The organism is Clostridium peptidivorans (assembly GCF_900205925.1).
Classification (GTDB): domain Bacteria; phylum Bacillota; class Clostridia; order Clostridiales; family Clostridiaceae; genus Clostridium_AK; species Clostridium_AK peptidivorans.
This window is the reverse complement of the sequence record NZ_OAOD01000002.1, coordinates 39,698-59,760: the sequence shown is the minus strand read 5'-3', so window position 1 is coordinate 59,760 and position 20,063 is coordinate 39,698. Positions and strand designations below refer to the sequence as shown.

Genomic DNA, 20,063 nt, shown 5'->3' with positions numbered 1-20,063 from the left:
AAAGGAGTAAGGTATGGCGGAAAGCAAATTAAGACTGGATATACTTTTAGTCGAAGAAGGTATCTTTTCTTCAAGAGAAAGAGCACGTGCAAGTATAATGGCAGGAGAAATATTTATAGATGGATTAAGAGTTGACAAGTGCGGAGAAAAAGTAAAAGTAAGTTCAAATATAGAGTTTAAGGGAGAAAAAATGCCCTATGTAAGCAGAGGAGGATATAAGCTTGAAAAGGCCATAAAATCCTTTGGCATAGAGCTTAAAGATAAGGTATGTATAGACATAGGTGCTTCAACAGGTGGGTTTACAGATTGTATGCTTCAAAATGGAGCATGTAAGGTATATTCTATAGATGTAGGATATGGGCAGTTAGCTTGGAAACTTAGAGTGGATCCAAGGGTAGTATGCATGGAAAGAACCAACTTTAGATATGTAACCTATGAAGAGGTAGGAGAATATGCAGATTTTGCAAGTATAGATGTGTCTTTTATATCTCTAGAAAAAATAATTCCTGCAGCAATAAATTTATTAAATGATAAAGGTTCTATAATGGCATTAATAAAACCTCAATTTGAAGCAGGAAGAGATAAAGTTGGTAAAAAGGGAGTAGTAAGAGAAAAATCAACTCATGAAGAAGTAATAATTAAAATAGTAACCTTTATAAGAAAGTTAGATCTTAACATTATAGATATAGATTATTCGCCTATAAAAGGACCTGAAGGCAATATTGAGTATTTGATATATTTTACTAAAGACCATGAAATAGCTTTTGATTTTAAAGATGAAAAAATAAAAGAGATAGTAAGTTTATCTCACGGGGAATTAGATGAGGTAAAATGATGAAAAACATAGGGATTAATGTGAATACAGATAAGGATATTAGTGGGAATATATTAGCTTCTATAGTACAAAAGATAAAAAATCAAGATAATAATATAGATATAAAGGTATATAAGGATTGTAAAGGATTAGAAAATGAAGAGAGCAAATATCTTGATGTAGTAATTGTACTTGGTGGAGATGGTACTATACTTAATACATCTAAATATGTTTCTAAATATGGTATACCTATTTTAGGAATAAACATAGGACATTTAGGTTTTTTAGCAGAGGTAGAAAGTGCAGATTTTAGTTTTGCCATAAAAAATATTTTAAATAATAACTATACTTTAGAGAATAGAAAGATGATACAATGCAGTATCGAATTCCCTAATGACGCTAAAATACTTTATGCATTAAATGATGTAGTTATAGCTAAAGGTGCTATTGGAAGAGTAGCAAAATATAAAATTTATGTAAATGACAACTATTATACTACCTTTGTATCTGATGGAGTTATAATATCAACTCCAACAGGATCTACAGCTTATTCGCTTTCAGCAGGTGGGCCTATAATATATCCTACATTAGATGTGATAAGCATAACACCTATTTGTTCTCATTCTTTAGGTATGAGAAGTATAGTTCTTCATGGAGATAGTAAAGTAAAAATTATAACTGAACGTAGAAGAAGCAGTATACATGTTGCAGCAGACGGGCTTGAACCAGTAGACTTAGGTATCATAAATGATATAGTAATAGAAAATGCACCATATAAATGTAAGCTTATAAGATTAAATGGAGAAGATTATTTTAGTATTTTAAGAAAAAAATTATATTTATAACGAAAGAATGTGAAGGTGAAATATATGAAGGTAACTCGTCACGCCAAAATACTAGAGCTAATTACAGGCAAAGATATTGAAACACAGGAAGAATTAGCAGAAGAACTTAGAAAAGGTGGAATGAATGTAACTCAAGCCACAGTATCTCGTGATATAAAGGAACTGAAACTAATAAAAGTACTATCAAATTCAGGGAAATATAAATATGCAACTATCATGCATACTGAAAATTATCTATCAAATAAGCTTGTAAATATATTTACTCAAACTGTTACAAGTGTAGAAAATGTAAATAATTTTGTGGTTATAAAAACATTGTCAGGCTCGGCTTCAGCAGCAGCAGAGGCCATAGATACACTACATTTTCAGGGGATTGCCGGTACTTTAGCAGGAGACAATACTATATTTGTAATGGCAAGAACCGAGGAGCAAGCTTCAATTATAACACAAAGAATGAAAAAAATGTTATTAGAACAGGAGGATTAAAATGCTTCTTCAGTTAAATATTAAAAACTTTGCTTTAATTGAAGAATTAAGCATATCGTTTGATAATGGCTTTAACGTACTTTCTGGGGAAACTGGAGCAGGAAAATCTATATTAATCGATGCTATAAATTATGTTTTAGGAGGCAAATTTAATAGGGATTTTATACGAACAGGAGAAGATAAAACCTTTGTAGAAGCTATATTTACTTTAGAAAACGAGAAATCTAAGGAAGAGCTTATAAAACAAGGTATAGAATATGAGGATTGGATAATAATAAGTAGAGAAACATTTCAATCCGGAAAAAGTATTGCTAAAGTAAATGGAAGGTCAATGATTCTTTCTCAACTTAAAATGCTGACAGAAACTTTGCTTGATATACATGGACAACATGAAAATCAAAACTTATTAGATCACTCTAATCATATAACATACTTAGATTATTTTGGAGAAGAAGCATTGGGAGAATATCTAAATGACTATAAAAATTCATATGAAGAATTAAATGAAATAGAAAATAAAATATTCGATTTAACGGGGAAAAATGGAGAAAGAGAAAAGACAATAGATTTTTTAAAATATCAATTAGAAGAAATAAATGCTGCTAAGTTGAAAACAGACGAAGAAGAAGAATTAGAAGAAAGATATAATATATTATCTAATTCTGAAAAAATAAATAAGTCATTATCATTAAGTTATAAAATGTTATATGATGGAGACGAAAATACTTCTTCTATAATAGATAGCATAGGATCTATAGTAAGAGATTTAAAGTCTGTAGAAAATCATATGGAAAAAATAAAAAAAGTATCTATTTCATTAGAGGAAACTTATTATAATTTAGAAGAAAATATAAGAGATATTAGAGAAATTAAGGATTCTATATATTATGATGAAGAAGAATTAAATACGATAAACAGTAGACTTTTTCAAATAGGTAGTTTAAAAAAGAAATATGGAAATAGTATAAAAGAAATTTTAAATTATAGAGATAAGATAAGTGTGCAATATGAAGAACTTATAAATAGTGAAGCTATAATAGAAGAATTAAATTATAAAAAAGAGATTATACTAAAAGAACTTAAAGAAAAAGCATATAAAATACATTCTCTTAGAGAAGAATTTGCAAATGTTTTGCAAGCTAAAATAAAAGAAGAATTAAATTATATAGGTTTAGAAAAAAGTACTTTTAAAGTTTCTGTAGAATTAAAAGAAGAATTTAATGAAAATGGATTGGACAAAGTTAAATTTTTAATTTCAACTAATCCTGGAGAACCATTAAAGCCATTAGAAAAAGTGGTATCAGGTGGAGAATTATCCAGAATTATGTTAGCTTTAAAAACAGTATTTGTGAATAAAGATAAAATTCCATCTGTAATCTTTGATGAAATAGATACTGGAATTAGTGGAAGAATTGCACAAAGTGTAGGAGAAAAAATGTATAGTATTTCTAAAACGCATCAAGTTTTTTGTGTAACTCATCTTCCACAAATAGCTTGCATATCTGATGTTCATTATCAGGTTGCTAAAGAAGTTATAAGTGATAAAACATATACTTCTATAAATAAGTTAAGCGATAAGGAAAAATCAGAAGAAATAGCTAGGATGATAGGTGGAACAGAAGTAACAAATCTTACATTAAGACATGCTGAAGAAATGATAGCCTTAGCTAATCATAAAAAACTAGAGATGTGATCAAAAGAATATAAAAGAAGAAAAGGGTTACAATAAATAATGTTATTGTAACCTTTTTTTTGATTTTAATTATTAATTTTAGTTTAAACAAGTAATACTTAACTGCATATACAAAAGAATAATAACATAATAAATTTTTTAACTGGGCAACTTAAAGATATAAAAATAAAGACAGGAGGTATAATGATGAGAAAATTTAAAATTAAATATACACTTTGTTTTGTGTTATCCATCCTGTTATTTACTTTGGTTGCCTATTATAAAGCTTTCAACATACCAACTACAATTTTTATAAGAGAAGGAGAAAGACTTGAATCAAGCAATATAATAAGATTGGTTCAAGAAAATACTGTCAAGGCATCAAGCAGATTAAATAGTCAAAGTAAAAATGTAAATGTAAGCTTACTTGGAATATTAAAGGTTAAAACTGTAGAAGTGAAATCAGTACCAGAGGAAATAAGACTATATCCAGGAGGTCAACCAGTAGGAGTAAAACTTAAAACAAAAGGTGTTTTAGTAATTGCATTATCAGATGTAGAAACTTCTAAAGGGAAAATCACAAGCCCGGGAGCACAAGCAGGTATAGAAATTGGGGATAATATTATAGAAATAAATGGTGATAAGGTTACAGGGACCGAAAAAACTTCATCTTTAGTAAATATTGCAGAAGGAAAAGATTTAAATGTAATTATAGATAGACAAGGAAAAATCATAGAAAAGATTATAAAACCTATTAAAGATATAAATGGGAAATATAAAATTGGATTATGGATAAGAGACTCTACAGCGGGAGTTGGAACTTTAACATTTTATGATGATGATAATAAGATATTCGCAGCATTAGGTCATCCGATAACAGATGTTGATACAGGTTCAATACTTCCAATAGGATCAGGACAGATAATAAATTCATCAATTGTTTCTGTAAGAAAAGGAGTGAAAAGATCTCCAGGAGAATTAAAAGGAATATTTATTGATGAGGATATAGCTCTTGGAAAAATTATGCGAAATAGCGAATGTGGTATTTTTGGTAAAGCAAATTTAGAGTTAAAAAATAAATATGCAAAAAAAATGCCTATAGCTTTAAGACATGAAATTAAAGAAGGCCCAGCAAAAATATATACTACTATAGAAGGAAACCAACCTAAAACTTATGATATTATAATTGAAAAGCTACTCCCACAAAGTCAACCAGGACCTAAAAGTATGATAATTAGAGTTACAGATAAGGAACTTTTAAATAAAACCGGCGGTATAGTACAGGGAATGAGCGGAAGTCCTATAATACAAGATAATAAGATAGTCGGTGCAGTAACACATGTGCTTATAAATAAACCAGATACAGGATATGGTATATATATAGAATGGATGCTAAAAGAAGCTGACATAATTAAATATAACAATTAACAATTTAATAAATACTTAGTATAATAGAATAGATAATATACTAAAATATTGTCTATTCTATTATAGTTTTGATAAAATATTTTTTTATTTAGAAGGAATTCTCTATCTTTTGTCGAATTTATTATTTGTTAAGATATGGGAATTAATTTGAAAAGGGGAGTAGGTTTATGGTAGATTCAAAAATTAATGTAGTTATTGCAGATGATAACAAAGAGTTTTGTAACATTTTAAACGATTATTTATTAAACCAAAGAGATATTGTGGTAGTTGGTATAGCTAAGGATGGTCTAGAGGCTTTAAAATTAATTGAGGAAAAAAAGCCTGATTTAGTTGTTTTAGATATTATTATGCCGCATCTAGATGGATTAGGAGTTCTAGAGAGACTAAACGGAATGAATATAGATCCTATGCCTAGAATAATAGTCTTATCTGCAGTAGGACAAGATAAAATTACTCAAAGAGCAATTACATTAGGAGCAGATTATTATGTAGTAAAACCATTTGATATGGATGTATTTACTAAGAGAATAAGACAGATGTTTAATAACACAATATCAAGCGATGAAGTGAAAAAAAGTGTTCCAATATCAGAAAATGTTGAAGTAAGGGTTAATAAAAATGAGCCTATGGACTTAGAAGCAGAAATCACAAATATAATTCATGAAATAGGGGTTCCTGCGCATATAAAAGGGTACATGTATTTAAGAGAAGCAATCACAATGGTTGTAAATGATATGGAACTTCTCTCAGCAGTCACTAAGGAATTATATCCATCTATTGCTAAGAAGTTTAATACAACTGCAAGCAGGGTGGAAAGAGCTATAAGGCATGCTATTGAAGTAGCTTGGTCTAGAGGGCAAGTAGATACCATAAATAGAATATTTGGCTATACTATACACAATGACAAGGGCAAGCCTACAAATAGTGAATTTATTGCTATGGTTGCTGATAAGTTAAGACTTAAAAATAGAGCATCAAATAATGCTTAAAATAATGCTTAAAATAATGGTTTAATAAAAACTCCGTAATTTTTACGGAGTTTTTATTTGAAATGAATTTCTAGATGTATATTAGTATATTTTCAGCACTTTATTCATAAATATTAAGAGGTGAATAACAAGGGGGAAAATATATGAGCAGAAATAATTTTGTTTTGGGCTTAAATGATCATATAAAAGAAAATTTTTGGCTTTATGTTATAAGTTTAATATGTATATTTACAGGAATGGTACTTGGAGTATATACAGTAAAATATATGGGAGATATATATAAAACAGATTTAATAAGTTATTTTCAAAATTTTACTGAATATTTGAGTTCAGAAAGCTTAAATTATAAAGGAGTATTTTTAAATACTATAAGAAGTAATATTCCATTTGTAATATTTATATGGTTATTAGGAATGACTATGGTAGGAATCCCTGTGATACTTATAATTGGAATTGTAAAGGGATATACATTAGGATTTACAATAAGTTTTATAATTAATTCAGTAGGATTAAAGGGAATAGGTATTGCAATATTTGGAGTTATTGTTCAAAATATAATATATATACCTTGCATGATAATTGCATCAGTGCTTGCTATGGAATTTTCTCTTAATTTTCTTAAAGAAAGAATTGATAGAAGGGTAAAAGAAAATATATGGATTAAGATGTTAAGCTATTCTTGTTCATTTTTGGCTATAATAGCTGTAATGTTTATTGGGTTCTTTGTGGAAGCTTATATAATTCCTAATATATTAAAAATAATTATATAAAAATATATTTATAAGTGATATGGGACATGCTGGGAGGAGAAATTATGAATATAAGAGTTTTAGAAGAATCCCTAGTAGTAAAAATAATAAAGTGTTTTTTAATACTGTTATTCTTTGGAGAAATTTTTCCTTTTATTTTAGATATATTTTTTTATTACTTTATTGATAAAGTAGCAGTTTATGATAATAGTGTTTTGGTATACAATATTATTAATAGAAATATTGACGTATTATATAATTATATATATATATTTCAGGAATTTTTAAAGTATTAGAGGATTTTTCATCGTTTTGTGGAAGTAATATATTATATAGATACATAGGAGAAGAAAAAACATGGATGAATTTCTATTAAGGTATATTAATTATTTAAAGAGTAAAAATATGAGTAAGAATACTTTAGATGCATATAAAAGAGATATAGATAGATTTTTAAAATTTCTTTTATTTAGGGATGAGGATTTAAAAGTTGTGGATGAAATAAGTATAATGGCTTTTGTCAAAGAACTTCATAAAAATAAAAAGGCTAATTCATCTATTGTAAGAAACATAATTGCTATAAGAAATTTTTATAAATACCTAAACAAGCAAGGGATTATAAATGAAGACCCTGTTATAAATTATGAAATACCTAAAATAGAACGTAATATGCCCCAAATACTTACGGTAGAAGAAGTTAATAAGCTTCTTAATGCTCCAGACTTAACAACAGAAAAGGGCATAAGAGATAAAGCTATGCTTGAGGTAATGTATGCAACTGGAGTAAAGGTTACTGAACTTTTAAATATAACAACTTTTGATGTTAATCTTAAATTATCGTATATAAAATGTAGGGGAAGCAAAAATAAAGAAAGAATAATACCAGTAGGAAGTTATGCAGTAGATTGTATTAATAATTATCTTAAAATAAGAAATTTGCTTAATATATATAATTTAGATTATTTATTTCTAAATTTACAAAGTACTAAAATGACAAGGCAAGGTTTTTGGAAGATAATAAAACAATATGCAAAAATAGCAGGAATAAATAAAGAAATAACTTCTTACACATTAAGGCATTCTTTTGCAGTCCATCTTTTACAAAATGGAGCAGATATAAAATCTGTTCAAGAACTTTTAGGGCATAAAGATATGGCTGCAACTCAAATATATTCAAGTATATCTAGGAAAAGCAAAATTGCAGAAGTGTATAAAAAAGCACATCCTAGGGCATAAAAGGAGGACATTGTATGAACTTAGAAAAGGTAATAGAAAGCGTAAATTTTGTAAAATCAAAAATAAATATCTCTCCTGAGATAGGTATAATTCTTGGATCAGGCTTGGGAGATTTAGCGGAAAAAGTAGAAAATAAAGTTATAGTGAAATATGAGGATATACCGAATATGCCTAAATCCACTGTAGCAGGTCACGCTGGACAATATGTGTTTGGTAAATTAAGTGGGAAAGATGTAGTAATGATGCAGGGAAGAATTCATTATTATGAAGGTCATCCTATGGAAATAATTGCTCTTCCTATACATATAATGAAGTTTTTAGGCATAAAAACTTTAGTTGTTACAAATGCAGCAGGAGGAGTAAATACAAACTTTAATCCAGGAGATTTAATGATTATTGAAGATCATATAAATTTTGTACTTAATAACCCTTTAATAGGAAAAAATGAAGAACAAATTGGGCCACGATTTCCTGATATGAGTATGCCTTATGATAAGGATTTAATTAATTTATCAGAAAAAGTTGCAAAAACTTATAATATAAATGTTCAAAAAGGAGTTTATGTTATGATGCCAGGGCCAACTTATGAAACACCAGCTGAAGTAAAAATGATAAGAATAATAGGTGGAGATGCAGTTGGTATGTCTACAGTGCCTGAAGTAATAGTTGCAAAGCATGCAGGACTTAAAGTTCTTGGTATTTCATGTATTACAAATATGGCATCAGGAATATTAGATCAACCATTAAATCATGAAGAAGTAATAGAAACTTCTAATAAAGTTAAAGATACCTTTACTAAGCTTATTACAAGCATTGTAGAAAAAATGTAATTACAAGGAGTAGTGACAAAAATGGAAAATCTACTGCAAAAGATAGAAAATGGAAAGAAATATATACAAAGTATAGATAATAGCAAATTCGATACAGCAATAATACTGGGAACTGGACTTGGAAGTATAGTAAATGATATAGAAAATAAAAAAGTAATAAAATATGAGGAGATTCCTGGATTTCCTGTATCTACAGTTGCAGGACATAAGGGAGAGTTAATTATTGGAGAATTAGAAAGTAAAAAGGTAATAGCCTTTAATGGAAGGTTTCATTACTATGAAGGATACGCTATGGATCAAGTAGTATTTGGGGTAAGGGTAATGAAAGCTTTAGGTGTAGAAAATATATTAGTTTCAAATGCAGCAGGTGGAATGAATCCAGAGTTTGAACCAGGAGACCTAATGATAATTACAGATCATATAAACTTTATGGGCACTAATCCACTTATAGGAAGAAATTTTGAAGAATTAGGACCAAGATTTCCAGATATGTCTAGTGCATACAACAGAGATTTAGTAAAACTTGCCCTAGAATCTGCAACAAAACTAAATATAAAGGTTCAAAAGGGAGTATACGCTGCGGTTTCAGGACCAACTTATGAAACACCAGCAGAACTTAAAATGCTTAGAATATTAGGTGGAGATGCAGTGGGAATGTCTACAGCACCAGAAGTAATAGCAGCAAATCATATGGGAATGAAAGTGCTTGGGATTTCATGTATAACTGATATGGCTATAGCTGATAATTTAGAACCATTAGATCATGCAAAAGTAGTAGAAACAGCAAATAAAGCAATGGCTAAGTTTGTAAACTTAGTAAAACAAATAGTTAAAAATTTATAGTTAATAATTGATGATTTAGGTAGGATTTTTTCTGGAATTTCAGAAAAAATCCTTTCTAACTCTTAATTATTAACTACTAACTATTAATTAACATGAGGTGATATGTATGAGAATGTATGATATTATACTTAAAAAAAGAAATGGGAATGAGCTTGCTAAGGAAGAAATAGAATATTTTATACAAAATTATACTAAGGGTAATATACCAGATTATCAAGCATCTGCGTTACTTATGGCTATATTTTTTCAAAAGATGAGTAAAAGAGAGACTGCAGACTTAACTATGGCTATGGCAGGATCAGGTGATATTTTAGACTTATCTAAAATACATGGAATAAAAGTAGATAAGCATAGTACAGGAGGGGTAGGGGATACCACTACACTAGTACTTGGGCCTATGGTAGCAGCACTTGGAATACCAGTAGCTAAAATGTCTGGAAGGGGCCTTGGACATACAGGGGGGACTATTGATAAATTAGAGGCTTTTAAAGGATTTTCAGTAGAGATGAGTGAAGAAAAGTTTATAGAAAACGTAAACAATATAAAACTTGTAGTAGGAGGCCAAACAGGTAACTTGGCTCCGGCAGATAAGAAACTCTATGCATTAAGAGATGTTACAGCCACTGTAGATAATATATCTCTAATAGCATCCAGTATAATGAGTAAAAAAATTGCTTCAGGTGCAGATGCAATAGTACTAGATGTTAAAGTTGGAGAAGGAGCCTTCATGAAAACTAAAGAAGATGCACATAAGCTTGCACAAGAAATGGTTGATATAGGTCATCATGTAGGAAGACAGGTAATAGCTATAATTTCAGATATGGATCAACCGCTAGGATTTGCAATAGGAAATGCTTTGGAAGTTAAAGAAGCTATAGATACATTAAAGGGGAACGGTCCAAAGGATTTATTGGAGTTATGTTTGACACTGGGAGCTCAAATGGTAATTTTAGCAGGAGAAGCTAGCAGTGATGAGGAAGCAAGAAAAATGCTTATGGATACTATTGAAAGTGGCAAAGCATTAAATAAGCTTAAAGAGTTTGTAATTGCTCAAGGTTCAGAACCTTCTTGTATAGACGATACAGAAAAGCTCCCTAAATCAGAGTTTATAATTCCTGTAGAAAGTAAAGAAGATGGGTATGTAAATAAGATACATGCAGAAAGTATAGGAATTATAGCTATGGAGCTAGGTGCTGGAAGAGCTACTAAGGAAGATTTAATAGATCTTTCTGTTGGAATAGTTTTAAATAAAAAAAGAGGAGATAAAGTAAATAAAGGTGACATTTTAGCATATATACATGCTAATGATATAAATAAGGCAGAGAAGGCTAAAAAAGACATATTAAATAATTATGTTATAAGTAATGAATATGAAGATATAATTCCACTTATATACGATATAGTAAGATAATATTATAGAGAGTATTACACTAACATGTAATACTCTCTATAATATTTTGTGTTTATTTATTTGTTATGATAACAATTAATTGACCTTGAGAATTTTTATTCATATCTACATTATATCCAGCTAATCAAATACAAACTTTGTTTGAAGATATGAAGGAGATTTTTCATCTAATAAAGCTACTTTGCTATGATAGTCTATTAAATTGCCATTTAAATAAACCATCACTTTTCTTTTCTTGGAGTCCACCCATTTTTATCTACAGATATTTTAGTTATTTCATCTTGAACTTCATTAGCCAGCGTTAAGGCATCACTACATTTATTCATTATATAGCTATTTAAAAGGTCACTGGCTTTTTTTGTATCTTTCTTATTTAGTTCCATATATTGTTTTTCAATTTCAGGAAGCTCTTCAAATGTAGTTTTTTCATAAGGGGCGAATTTTGAACGTATAGCATCATGATAAAGAGAGTAGAAACCGAAGGTTCTTGTATCTATCTGTTGAAATAAAGATGCAGCCTTTGGTGTTTCAAAGTCAGGATGTACTTTATCTATACCAACATAAAATGGAACATAAACTGAGCTACATGGTGGTGAAAATGAATGTAACATTAAACCTAATTCATTAGGTACATCTGGTCTTGCAACAAGAAGTCCTGAAGCAACAGTACGGCCCCAACCTAAATCATGGCTGCATGCACCACGAATATATAAATTTGAGTTAACTATATCTTCCTTTGGAAACTGTTTTACAAATTCATGATCTTCCCATTGCGCATATTCTGTACTATAAAAAGGAACTTGATTTGTATTGATAACTTTTCCACTTGGCAAAGTATAGGTATCATAGTGATCACGAGCAGCAGTCATCATTGTATCCATTGTAATTTTACCAAAGTTATCTTTCATAATGGATAAAGCTCTTTGATAACGCATTTCTGTGGTATACATCTTTTCTATAGGAGTTCTTTTGCTTAAATCATTATCTGATGGATAGCCTTCTAAAACATTATAAACTTTTTTAAAGTTAATTTTTTTAGCATTTTCATCTACCCAGCCCTGTTTGACTGCAAAGCTTACCAGATCTGGTGAACATAAATCATAGTCATCTTCTATCTGATACTGATTAGATCTTGCAGAAACAGTATTAACATATTTTTTTGCAGCCCATCTATGGCCAGTTACTTCTACTACCCATAGCTCATTTGGGTCTCCGATTTCAAACATGATTCCATTCCAGGCTTGTCCGTATTTTTCTACTAATTTTGTCGCTATTTCTACACCTTCTCTAGCAGTTTTTGCTCTTTCAAGAATAAGTCTAATCATATCATTGTCATGTAATCCTGCTTCAAAATCTAGATAATCTCTTGATGGAGCATCATTGTCAGAAACAATTACCTGATACTCATTAATGCCCATACCAAGTCCCCAACGACCAGCAGTTCTATTACCTACAAACTTATAAGTTTTTGATACTTGAGGTATGTCTATATTTGCAGCTGCATATATTGCATCACTTGGATGATCAGAGGAAGCTTGAACTGTTACTTCACAAAGTGCAGTTGCACCTTGGTCACGATTTTTCATAATCATAGTACCCTTGCCATCTTTTAAGGATTTACCTTGAGCAAGCATTGTGGTACATTCACCTTCAAAACCTACTATGTTCTTATCAAATGTGTTAAATAGTAAAATATCGTTGTAAGGGATGCCTGTACTAGTAGATACTCCTTTAATCCATTCTAACTTTTCAGGTAATATTTCTTTATAAAGTTTTTCAGTAGTGGAAACGTTTTCGTAAACATTGGAAAAATTAATATTTTTTAATTTGGCTGCGTTTTTCATACTTTCTACATTTTGTATAACCTTATTCTTATATTCTTTTCCAAATTGAAAACCTTCATTATAGCTACCTGTATTACTTGCCAAAGCTATAGAAGAAAAGGAAAAAATAATTGAAAAGGTAAAAAACACGGTGATTAAAAATTTTGTGAATCTGAAATTTTTAGTGTGGTATTTTGGTTTATTAATCATTTTAATCTCCCTCCTTATATTACATATTATACCATTATATGGTATGACGTTCAATGATTTTTAACAAACATTCAACATTTTGTTAAAAATTAGATTATTTATTTAAATGGATAAATTTTTGAAAGCCAGGAGAAAATACTATTGAAAGGAAGGAGGAGTATTAAATATGAAAAAAATTAATAAAAAAGTAATAAGTAAAATTTTAATAGGAACACTTGTTTTTAGTTGCGTATCAATTTCTCCTGTAAAGGCTAAGGCACAAGAAGAAGGAGGAATTCAAGTTGAAGCAAGCTCTGCACTACTTATGGAACCAAATTCAGGTAAGATACTGTATGAAAAAAATTCTCATGAAAAGTTAGCTCCAGCTTCAGTAACTAAAGTAATGACTATGCTTTTAGCAATGGAAGCAGTAGATTCTGGTAAAATTAAGCTTTCAGATAAGATGACTGTTAGTGAAAATGCAAAGATGAAAGGTAAAAATGGGAATAGCAGCATGCTTTTAGATACAGGTGAAGTCAGAACTGTAGAGGAAATATTAAAGGGTATAGCTATTGCTTCAGGTAATGATGCGGCAACAGCTATGGCAGAATATTTATCTGGAAGCGAAGAAGCATTTGTAAAACTTATGAATGATAGAGCACAAGAATTAGGTATGAAAGATACAACCTTTAAAAATTGTTCTGGACTTTCAGTACCAGGGCATGTAACTACAGCATTTGATATTTCACTTATGTCAAGAGAACTTTTAAAACATCCTACAGTGTTAAAATATACAGGTACATACATGGAAACTATATCTGAAGGTAGAAAATCACCTATAGGACTTGTAAATCATAATAAGTTAGTAAGATTTTTTAAAGGCTGTGATGGACTTAAAACCGGGTTTACAAACGAAGCTAAGTATTGCATCTCTACTACAGCAGTTAGAGATGGAGTAAGGGTTCTTGCAGTCATAATGGGTGCTCCAACCTTTAAAGTAAGAAATAGAGACGCAAGTATGCTTATGAATTTTGGATTTTCTAAATTTGAATCTAAAAAGGTTCTAGAAAAGGATAAAGATATAGAAAAAATAAAAATAGGTAAGAGTGAAGATAAATTCTTTATGGCTAAAGCTTTAGAGGATTTAAATATTACTTTAGAAAGAGGAACTAATACTAAAATAGAAAAGAAATGTTTAGTAAATATGGAGAAGAAACGTTATAATAAGGGTGAAGTAATTGGTCACTGTGAAGTATATGTAGATGGTAAATTATCAGGTAAAGTTAAGATATATTGTGATAGAGATATCCAAAAATCAAATTTTTTAGACAATTTAAAGTTTAATTTTAAAAGTTTATTTGATAAATCTGTATAGTATCATAAGCTATGTTAAGAGATAAAAGTTTATATTCTTAACATAGCTTAATTATTTATATAATACTTATGATAAATTTAGATATTTTTGTATTTCTGATAATAATATTTCTTTTTCATTTGGTAACTTTTCATCAATTACATCTTCAAGTAATTGATTCAATAGTTCCCCAATTCTTTTACCAGCTGGAATGCCGAGAGCAATTAAATCTTTACCAGTGATAGCTAAGTCTTTTAACGTTATACAATGATTTTCTGCAAGTACTTCATCTAAAATTGTTTCAATGGTATCAATTTCTTTTAAGCGATTTATTAATTTATTAGAAGCTTGAGCTAAGGCATCAGCTCTTTTTACTGAAAGCAGTCGGTAAAATTGTACTGCATTACCATCTAATCTTGATAACATTTTTTTTACGCTTTGTTTTCTTGGTTCAATCATAATATCATGATATTTAATTAATTCTATAACATCTTTCAAGTCAGCTGCAGTAACTCCTTCTGCGCTTGTTATTTTCATTTTTTTAAAGATTTCAGATGTAATTTTGGCAGAAGCATCTGCATGACCATAAAAGTGACCAATTTTTTGTTTGTCAATAGTATAGCAGCTTGGCTTTCCAATGTCATGGAAAAACATAGTCAATCTTAATACTAATCCTTCAACATTATTAACTGCAACAAGTGTATGCTTCCAAACATCATAGATATGGTAAGGATTGTGTTGCTGGAATCCAATCATAGCTTTTGTTTCTGGAATAATATATGTTATAATTTCTTTAAATTCATCAAGTGTATTAAGTGCATTTTTACCTTGAAGCATTTTAACGAATTCTACTGCAATACGTTCCTTAGAAACATTTTTTAAAAGTTCTTTATTTTTAAGCATTGCTGTCTTTGTAGATTCTTCAATTTTAAATCCTAGCTTAGATGCAAATCTAATGCCTCTTAAAATTCTTAAGGCATCTTCTTGTAATCTTTTATTTGCATTCCCTACACATCTAATAATTTTATGTTCAATATCAGATACCCCATTGAAAGGATCTATAATTCCCTGAAATTCATTAAAAAAGATAGAGTTTTGAGTGTAGTCTCTGCGACTTAAATCTTCTATTAAATTTTTTGTAAAATATACATTATTTGGTCTGCGACCATCAGAGTATTCACCATCTATTCTGTAAGTGGTAATTTCAATTTCTTCATTATCCATAATTATAACAACTGTACCATGTTTTAATCCCATAGTAAGTTGTTTAAAGTCTTTGAATACTGATTGAATTTCATCTGGTGTAGCAGATGTGCATATATCCCAATCATGAGGTATTTCACCCATAATAGCATCACGGGTACATCCACCCACAACACCTGCTTCAAATCCCGCATCAACTAACATTTTTATTGCTAAAGCAGGATTTTTAGGTATATTTATTTTTATATTCATTTACATTCCTCTGCTTTCATTTATTTACAATATAATGTTTTACATTAATTCTTTACTTTTTTATTTAAAGTATACTATTTCAGAGAAAAAATCAATACTTTAAAAGATAAAGGAGTAAAATCATTAGAAAAAATAAAACTTTTATTAAAATTTATATGTTTAGTGTACAATTTTAAAAAATAGACAAAGTATTAGTATTTCATTATAATATAAAGGATAGAAGTGATTTAACAATATTATATTAGGAGAGATATTAAATGGCATTAAATATAAAGATTTCTAACTTTGAAGGACCCTTTGATTTATTATTACATCTTATAAAGAAAAATGAAATGGAAATATATAATGTTAGAATATCTGATATAACTACGCAGTATTTAGAGTACATAAGTAAAATGAAAGAAATGGATTTAGAAATTACTTCGGAGTTTATAGTTATAGCTGCTACATTGCTTGAAATAAAGTCAAAGGAACTTCTTCCTAAGGAAAAGAAAGATGAATCTGCAATGGATTTAGAAGAAGACACTGAAAAAATATTAATAAATAAACTTATAGAATATAAGAAATTTAAAGCTGCATCTGAATTTTTTAAAAATAAAATTAATCATATGGGAGTAATGTTTAGTAAAAAGCCAGAAATAATAGAAATAAAAGAAATAAAAGAAGAAAATATATTAAATAACATTACTATGCTAGAATTGTATAATTTATATATTGAAATTATGAGAAGCTATAATAGTAAAATAAATGTAAATTTTATCCCACGTGAAATTCATGTAGATAACTATAGAATAGAGGATAAAATGATGTTTATTTCTGAATTAATGCATAAGAACAAAAAAGCAGTTTTCTCTAATTTGGCAGACAGTTGTAACGAAAAAATAGAGGTAGTAGTTACATTTTTAGCTCTTTTAGAGCTTATAAAATTGAGAAGATTAAGGATAATACAGGAAGGTAACTTTAAAGAAATTTATTTGGAAAGGATTGACGAAGGTGAATAAAAAAGACATTAATCAAATAGATTTAATAGATGCATCGATTAAGGATAGATACAAATCTATTATAGAATCTTTACTATTTATGAGTGGAGAACCGTTAAACATAAAAGAAATAAGCAGTATAATTGAATGTGATATTGATTATACAAGAGGAATATTAAATAACATGAAAGATGAATTTGAAAAAGACAATAGAGGTATAAAATTAATTCAATTAGAAAATAATCTTCAGTTAGTAACTAAGGAAGAAAATAGTAACTATGTTCAAAAGCTTTTAAAGACAAATGTAAGACAATCTTTATCACAAGCAGCATTAGAAACCTTAGCTATAGTATCTTATAAACAACCAATTACAAGAATTGATATAGATGAAATAAGAGGAGTAAAAAGTGATAGAGCAATACAAACTTTAGTAGAAAAAAAATTAATAAAAGAATGTGGAAGATTAGAGGTTCCAGGAAAACCTATATTATATGGGACCACTGAAGAGTTTTTAAAGCATTTTGGTCTTGAAAGTTTAAAAGAACTTCCAAGTTTAGAACAAATATTAGATGAATTTAAAGAAGAAGGAAATGAAGAAGCGGCCAGCTCAATATAGTAAATTGAGCTGGAATTTTTTGCAAATATTATTTAGAAAGTGTCACTTTTATCATCTTCTGATTTACCAATATTAACATCATCTTCTGTATCAGAATTTTTTCTAAAACCTTTTAATAGCTCTATAATATGAGGGATGTTATCTAATACTTTATCATAAGGATTATCAGGTGAAATTGATAACATTCTTAATGAAGTTCCCTTTGCTACTAAAAATGCTACTGGTTTTACACTAACTCCTGCGCCAGATCCCCCACCAAAGGGATACTTAGAATTTTCTCTAACTTTAGGTTCACATTTTTCTAATTCGCTTCCACCACAGGCAAATCCAAATGAAACTCTAGATATAGGAATTATCAAAGACCCATCTTTGGTTTCTACTGCATCACCAACTATTGTATTTACATCTATCATGCTTTTTATATTTTCCATTGTTGTCTTCATAAGATTATCAATTGGATGATTTTCCATAATTAAGCCTCCTTAAACTTTCCTTTTGTTTTATGTACATATTTATGCTTTTTATAGGCTTTAAATAGTATGAATCCTATTATAAAAGACATATTAATAATTTGAGCTATACTTATAGAAATTATACTTTTAATTTCCAAATTTAATTTACTGCCATTAAAATCTGGTAAAGCATTAAACTGAAGCTTTTTAACTTTAAAAAATGAGCATAATATATGTTGTAATGGAGCAAAGATTGAATTTAAGATCCCGTAGCTTAATCCTGTTAAGGCAGCATCTTCAAAGCCATAATCTATATTAAAGTCTAATTTTAACCTAGGCTTTAATTTGCTTTTGCAAAGGCGATGAAATATTTCTTGAATAGTATGTTTATCAAAGATTTTTTTAAAATCAGTAGTAAGTTTATTTTTTTCTTTAGCTTTAGAATAGACTTTAGACATATCTTTTAAATGTTTAGAAGGATAGAGGGTAACTTTATAAAATTTTATAATAATTTTATTATTCTCATAACATACATATATTTTTAAAGGTATTGGAATAAATAATAAAAGAACTATAAGAAAAATAATGAATAATTTCATAATATTACTAAATCCTCCTTCGTTAATTTTTATTTTAACCATATAGATGATTATTATGCATTATAAAATTAATTTTAAAAGAATTAAAACGGAACTTTAGAGGCAAAATAAAAAAAAGCGAGGTGATAAAAATGAAAGATAATAAAAAGTTTGTTACGAAATTAATAGGGACTTTTCTAAGTATAATTTTAATTTTATCAAATATAAGCACGGTAAGAGCTCAAAAGGTAGATAAAGCTGAGAATCTATCAATAAATGCACGAGCATACATAGCTTTAGATGTAAATTCAAAGTCAGTACTTGTAGAAAACAATTCGGAAATTATAATGCCTATGGCAAGCACCACTAAAATATTGACAGCTTTAGTGGCATTAAAATATGGGGATTTAGATAAAAAAATTGAAATATCTCAAAGATCAGCGAGTATACGAGGCTCTACTGTAGGATATCGAAAAGGAGAAAAAATAAGTTTATTAGAGCTTATATATGGATTAATGCTTAGATCGGGAAATGATGCAGCTATTGCTATAGCTGAAGGCATAAGTGGAAGTGTAGAGGAATTTGCTAAAGTTATGAATGAATATGCTTTAAATTTAGGATTAATAGATACACATTTTTATTCTCCTCATGGTTTAGATAATGAAGAACATTATACTACGGCTTATGATATGGCATTAATAACTTCGGAAGCTAAAAAAAGTGACATATTCAATAGAATTGTAAGATCAAAAGAAGTAGATGGAAAAGCATATGGATTTAGCAGAAGTTATAATAACATAAATAAAATACTTTGGCTTATGCCTTCTGCGGATGGAGTGAAAACTGGCTATACAGGTCAGGCAGGGAAATGCCTTGTTACTTCTGCAGATTTTAAAGGTCATGAAATTGTAATAGTAGTTTTTAATGCTCCAGAAAGATGGAAGGAAACTATAAAAATATATGATTATGTTGAAAAAAATTTTGATTACAAAAAATTATTTAGCAAAGGTGATATTATATCACATGGCCCTAAGACAGATCCAAAAATAAAGTTACAATGTAAAAATGATATAGTTCTTCCAATAAAAAATGGAGACAATTTTGAGGCAAAAGTTATAATACCAAAGGAGATAAAAGCTGGTATAAATAAAGGAGATAGTGTAGGAAGAATATGCGTATTAAATAAGGATAAAATAATATATAATGATACGTTAGTGGCTGGAAATGATTATAAAACAGGATGGCTTAAAAAGATAAATATATTAAATAAAGTTTTAGAAAAATAATAACTATGAAAAGGAAGCTATAAAAAT

20 protein-coding genes are annotated in these 20,063 nt (G+C 28.9%); 16 read left to right on the top strand and 4 right to left on the bottom strand.

Annotated features, from left to right (window positions below):
* The first annotated feature begins 13 nt into the window (after window positions 1–13).
* The 12 genes from CRN98_RS02005 to CRN98_RS01950 all read left to right on the top strand — a co-directional run bounded on the left by CRN98_RS02005 (window position 14) and on the right by CRN98_RS01950 (window position 11,303).
* Window positions 14–835, top strand: coding sequence for a TlyA family RNA methyltransferase (locus tag CRN98_RS02005; protein ID WP_097025752.1), 822 nt, complete (start codon window positions 14–16; stop codon window positions 833–835).
* Complete coding sequence (locus CRN98_RS02000) at window positions 835–1,659, top strand: NAD(+)/NADH kinase (protein ID WP_099458738.1); 825 nt, start codon at window positions 835–837, stop codon at window positions 1,657–1,659. Before CRN98_RS02005 ends, CRN98_RS02000 begins: the two co-directional genes overlap by 1 nt.
* A gap of 24 nt (window positions 1,660–1,683) precedes the next feature.
* Entirely contained in the window at window positions 1,684–2,145 is a 462-nt protein-coding gene (locus CRN98_RS01995) for an arginine repressor (RefSeq protein ID WP_035306976.1), read from the top strand.
* A 1-nt stretch (window position 2,146) separates the two neighbouring features.
* Complete coding sequence (recN, locus tag CRN98_RS01990; RefSeq protein ID WP_097025751.1) at window positions 2,147–3,838, top strand: DNA repair protein RecN; 1,692 nt, start codon at window positions 2,147–2,149, stop codon at window positions 3,836–3,838.
* A 186-nt stretch (window positions 3,839–4,024) separates the two neighbouring features.
* Window positions 4,025–5,245, top strand: coding sequence for a SpoIVB peptidase (spoIVB, locus tag CRN98_RS01985; protein WP_097025750.1), 1,221 nt, complete (start codon window positions 4,025–4,027; stop codon window positions 5,243–5,245).
* Between the two features lie 167 nt (window positions 5,246–5,412).
* Window positions 5,413–6,234, top strand: a complete 822-nt coding sequence (gene spo0A / locus CRN98_RS01980; protein ID WP_097025749.1) for a sporulation transcription factor Spo0A — start codon at window positions 5,413–5,415, stop codon at window positions 6,232–6,234.
* Window positions 6,235–6,377: 143 nt separating this feature from the next.
* A complete protein-coding gene (gene spoIIM, locus CRN98_RS01975; protein WP_097025748.1) occupies window positions 6,378–7,004 on the top strand; it encodes a stage II sporulation protein M in 627 nt (208 codons plus the stop codon).
* 44 nt (window positions 7,005–7,048) lie between these two features.
* The gene (locus tag CRN98_RS01970; RefSeq protein WP_097025747.1) at window positions 7,049–7,279 is read left to right on the top strand and encodes an endonuclease III; all 231 of its coding nucleotides are present in this window, start codon (window positions 7,049–7,051) and stop codon (window positions 7,277–7,279) included.
* Between the two features lie 61 nt (window positions 7,280–7,340).
* The gene (gene xerD, locus CRN98_RS01965; protein ID WP_097025746.1) at window positions 7,341–8,219 is read left to right on the top strand and encodes a site-specific tyrosine recombinase XerD; all 879 of its coding nucleotides are present in this window, start codon (window positions 7,341–7,343) and stop codon (window positions 8,217–8,219) included.
* A 14-nt stretch (window positions 8,220–8,233) separates the two neighbouring features.
* The gene (locus tag CRN98_RS01960; RefSeq protein WP_097025745.1) at window positions 8,234–9,049 is read left to right on the top strand and encodes a purine-nucleoside phosphorylase; all 816 of its coding nucleotides are present in this window, start codon (window positions 8,234–8,236) and stop codon (window positions 9,047–9,049) included.
* A 21-nt stretch (window positions 9,050–9,070) separates the two neighbouring features.
* The gene (locus CRN98_RS01955; RefSeq protein ID WP_097025744.1) at window positions 9,071–9,892 is read left to right on the top strand and encodes a purine-nucleoside phosphorylase; all 822 of its coding nucleotides are present in this window, start codon (window positions 9,071–9,073) and stop codon (window positions 9,890–9,892) included.
* A 106-nt stretch (window positions 9,893–9,998) separates the two neighbouring features.
* Entirely contained in the window at window positions 9,999–11,303 is a 1,305-nt protein-coding gene (locus CRN98_RS01950) for a pyrimidine-nucleoside phosphorylase (protein ID WP_097025743.1), read from the top strand.
* A gap of 221 nt (window positions 11,304–11,524) precedes the next feature.
* On the opposite strand, the gene CRN98_RS01945 is transcribed toward CRN98_RS01950, so the two are convergent.
* A complete protein-coding gene (locus CRN98_RS01945) occupies window positions 11,525–13,336 on the bottom strand; it encodes a C69 family dipeptidase (protein ID WP_097025742.1) in 1,812 nt (603 codons plus the stop codon).
* Window positions 13,337–13,502: 166 nt separating this feature from the next.
* Between CRN98_RS01945 and CRN98_RS01940 the strand changes: the two genes are divergently transcribed.
* Window positions 13,503–14,690, top strand: a complete 1,188-nt coding sequence (locus CRN98_RS01940) for a D-alanyl-D-alanine carboxypeptidase family protein (RefSeq protein WP_097025741.1) — start codon at window positions 13,503–13,505, stop codon at window positions 14,688–14,690.
* Window positions 14,691–14,756: 66 nt separating this feature from the next.
* On the opposite strand, the gene CRN98_RS01935 is transcribed toward CRN98_RS01940, so the two are convergent.
* Window positions 14,757–16,076, bottom strand: a complete 1,320-nt coding sequence (locus CRN98_RS01935) for a CCA tRNA nucleotidyltransferase (protein ID WP_179631873.1) — start codon at window positions 16,074–16,076, stop codon at window positions 14,757–14,759.
* Between the two features lie 305 nt (window positions 16,077–16,381).
* Between CRN98_RS01935 and CRN98_RS01930 the strand changes: the two genes are divergently transcribed.
* Together CRN98_RS01930 and scpB are read left to right on the top strand one after the other, a co-directional pair.
* Entirely contained in the window at window positions 16,382–17,125 is a 744-nt protein-coding gene (locus CRN98_RS01930) for a segregation/condensation protein A (RefSeq protein WP_097025739.1), read from the top strand.
* Window positions 17,118–17,720, top strand: coding sequence for an SMC-Scp complex subunit ScpB (gene scpB / locus CRN98_RS01925; RefSeq protein WP_097025738.1), 603 nt, complete (start codon window positions 17,118–17,120; stop codon window positions 17,718–17,720). Before CRN98_RS01930 ends, scpB begins: the two co-directional genes overlap by 8 nt.
* A gap of 32 nt (window positions 17,721–17,752) precedes the next feature.
* Here scpB and ytfJ read toward each other — a convergent pair whose 3' ends face one another.
* Both ytfJ and CRN98_RS01915 read right to left on the bottom strand, forming a co-directional pair.
* On the bottom strand, window positions 17,753–18,190 hold the full coding sequence (gene ytfJ, locus CRN98_RS01920; RefSeq protein WP_097025737.1) for a GerW family sporulation protein: 438 nt from the start codon (window positions 18,188–18,190) through the stop codon (window positions 17,753–17,755).
* Window positions 18,191–18,192: 2 nt separating this feature from the next.
* Window positions 18,193–18,630 (bottom strand): DUF2953 domain-containing protein, encoded by a 438-nt coding sequence (locus tag CRN98_RS01915; RefSeq protein WP_179631872.1) that lies wholly within the window; start codon window positions 18,628–18,630, stop codon window positions 18,193–18,195.
* 272 nt (window positions 18,631–18,902) lie between these two features.
* Here CRN98_RS01915 and CRN98_RS01910 point away from each other — a divergent pair, with 272 nt between their 5' ends.
* The gene (locus tag CRN98_RS01910; RefSeq protein WP_097025735.1) at window positions 18,903–20,036 is read left to right on the top strand and encodes a D-alanyl-D-alanine carboxypeptidase family protein; all 1,134 of its coding nucleotides are present in this window, start codon (window positions 18,903–18,905) and stop codon (window positions 20,034–20,036) included.
* Window positions 20,037–20,063 lie beyond the last annotated feature (27 nt).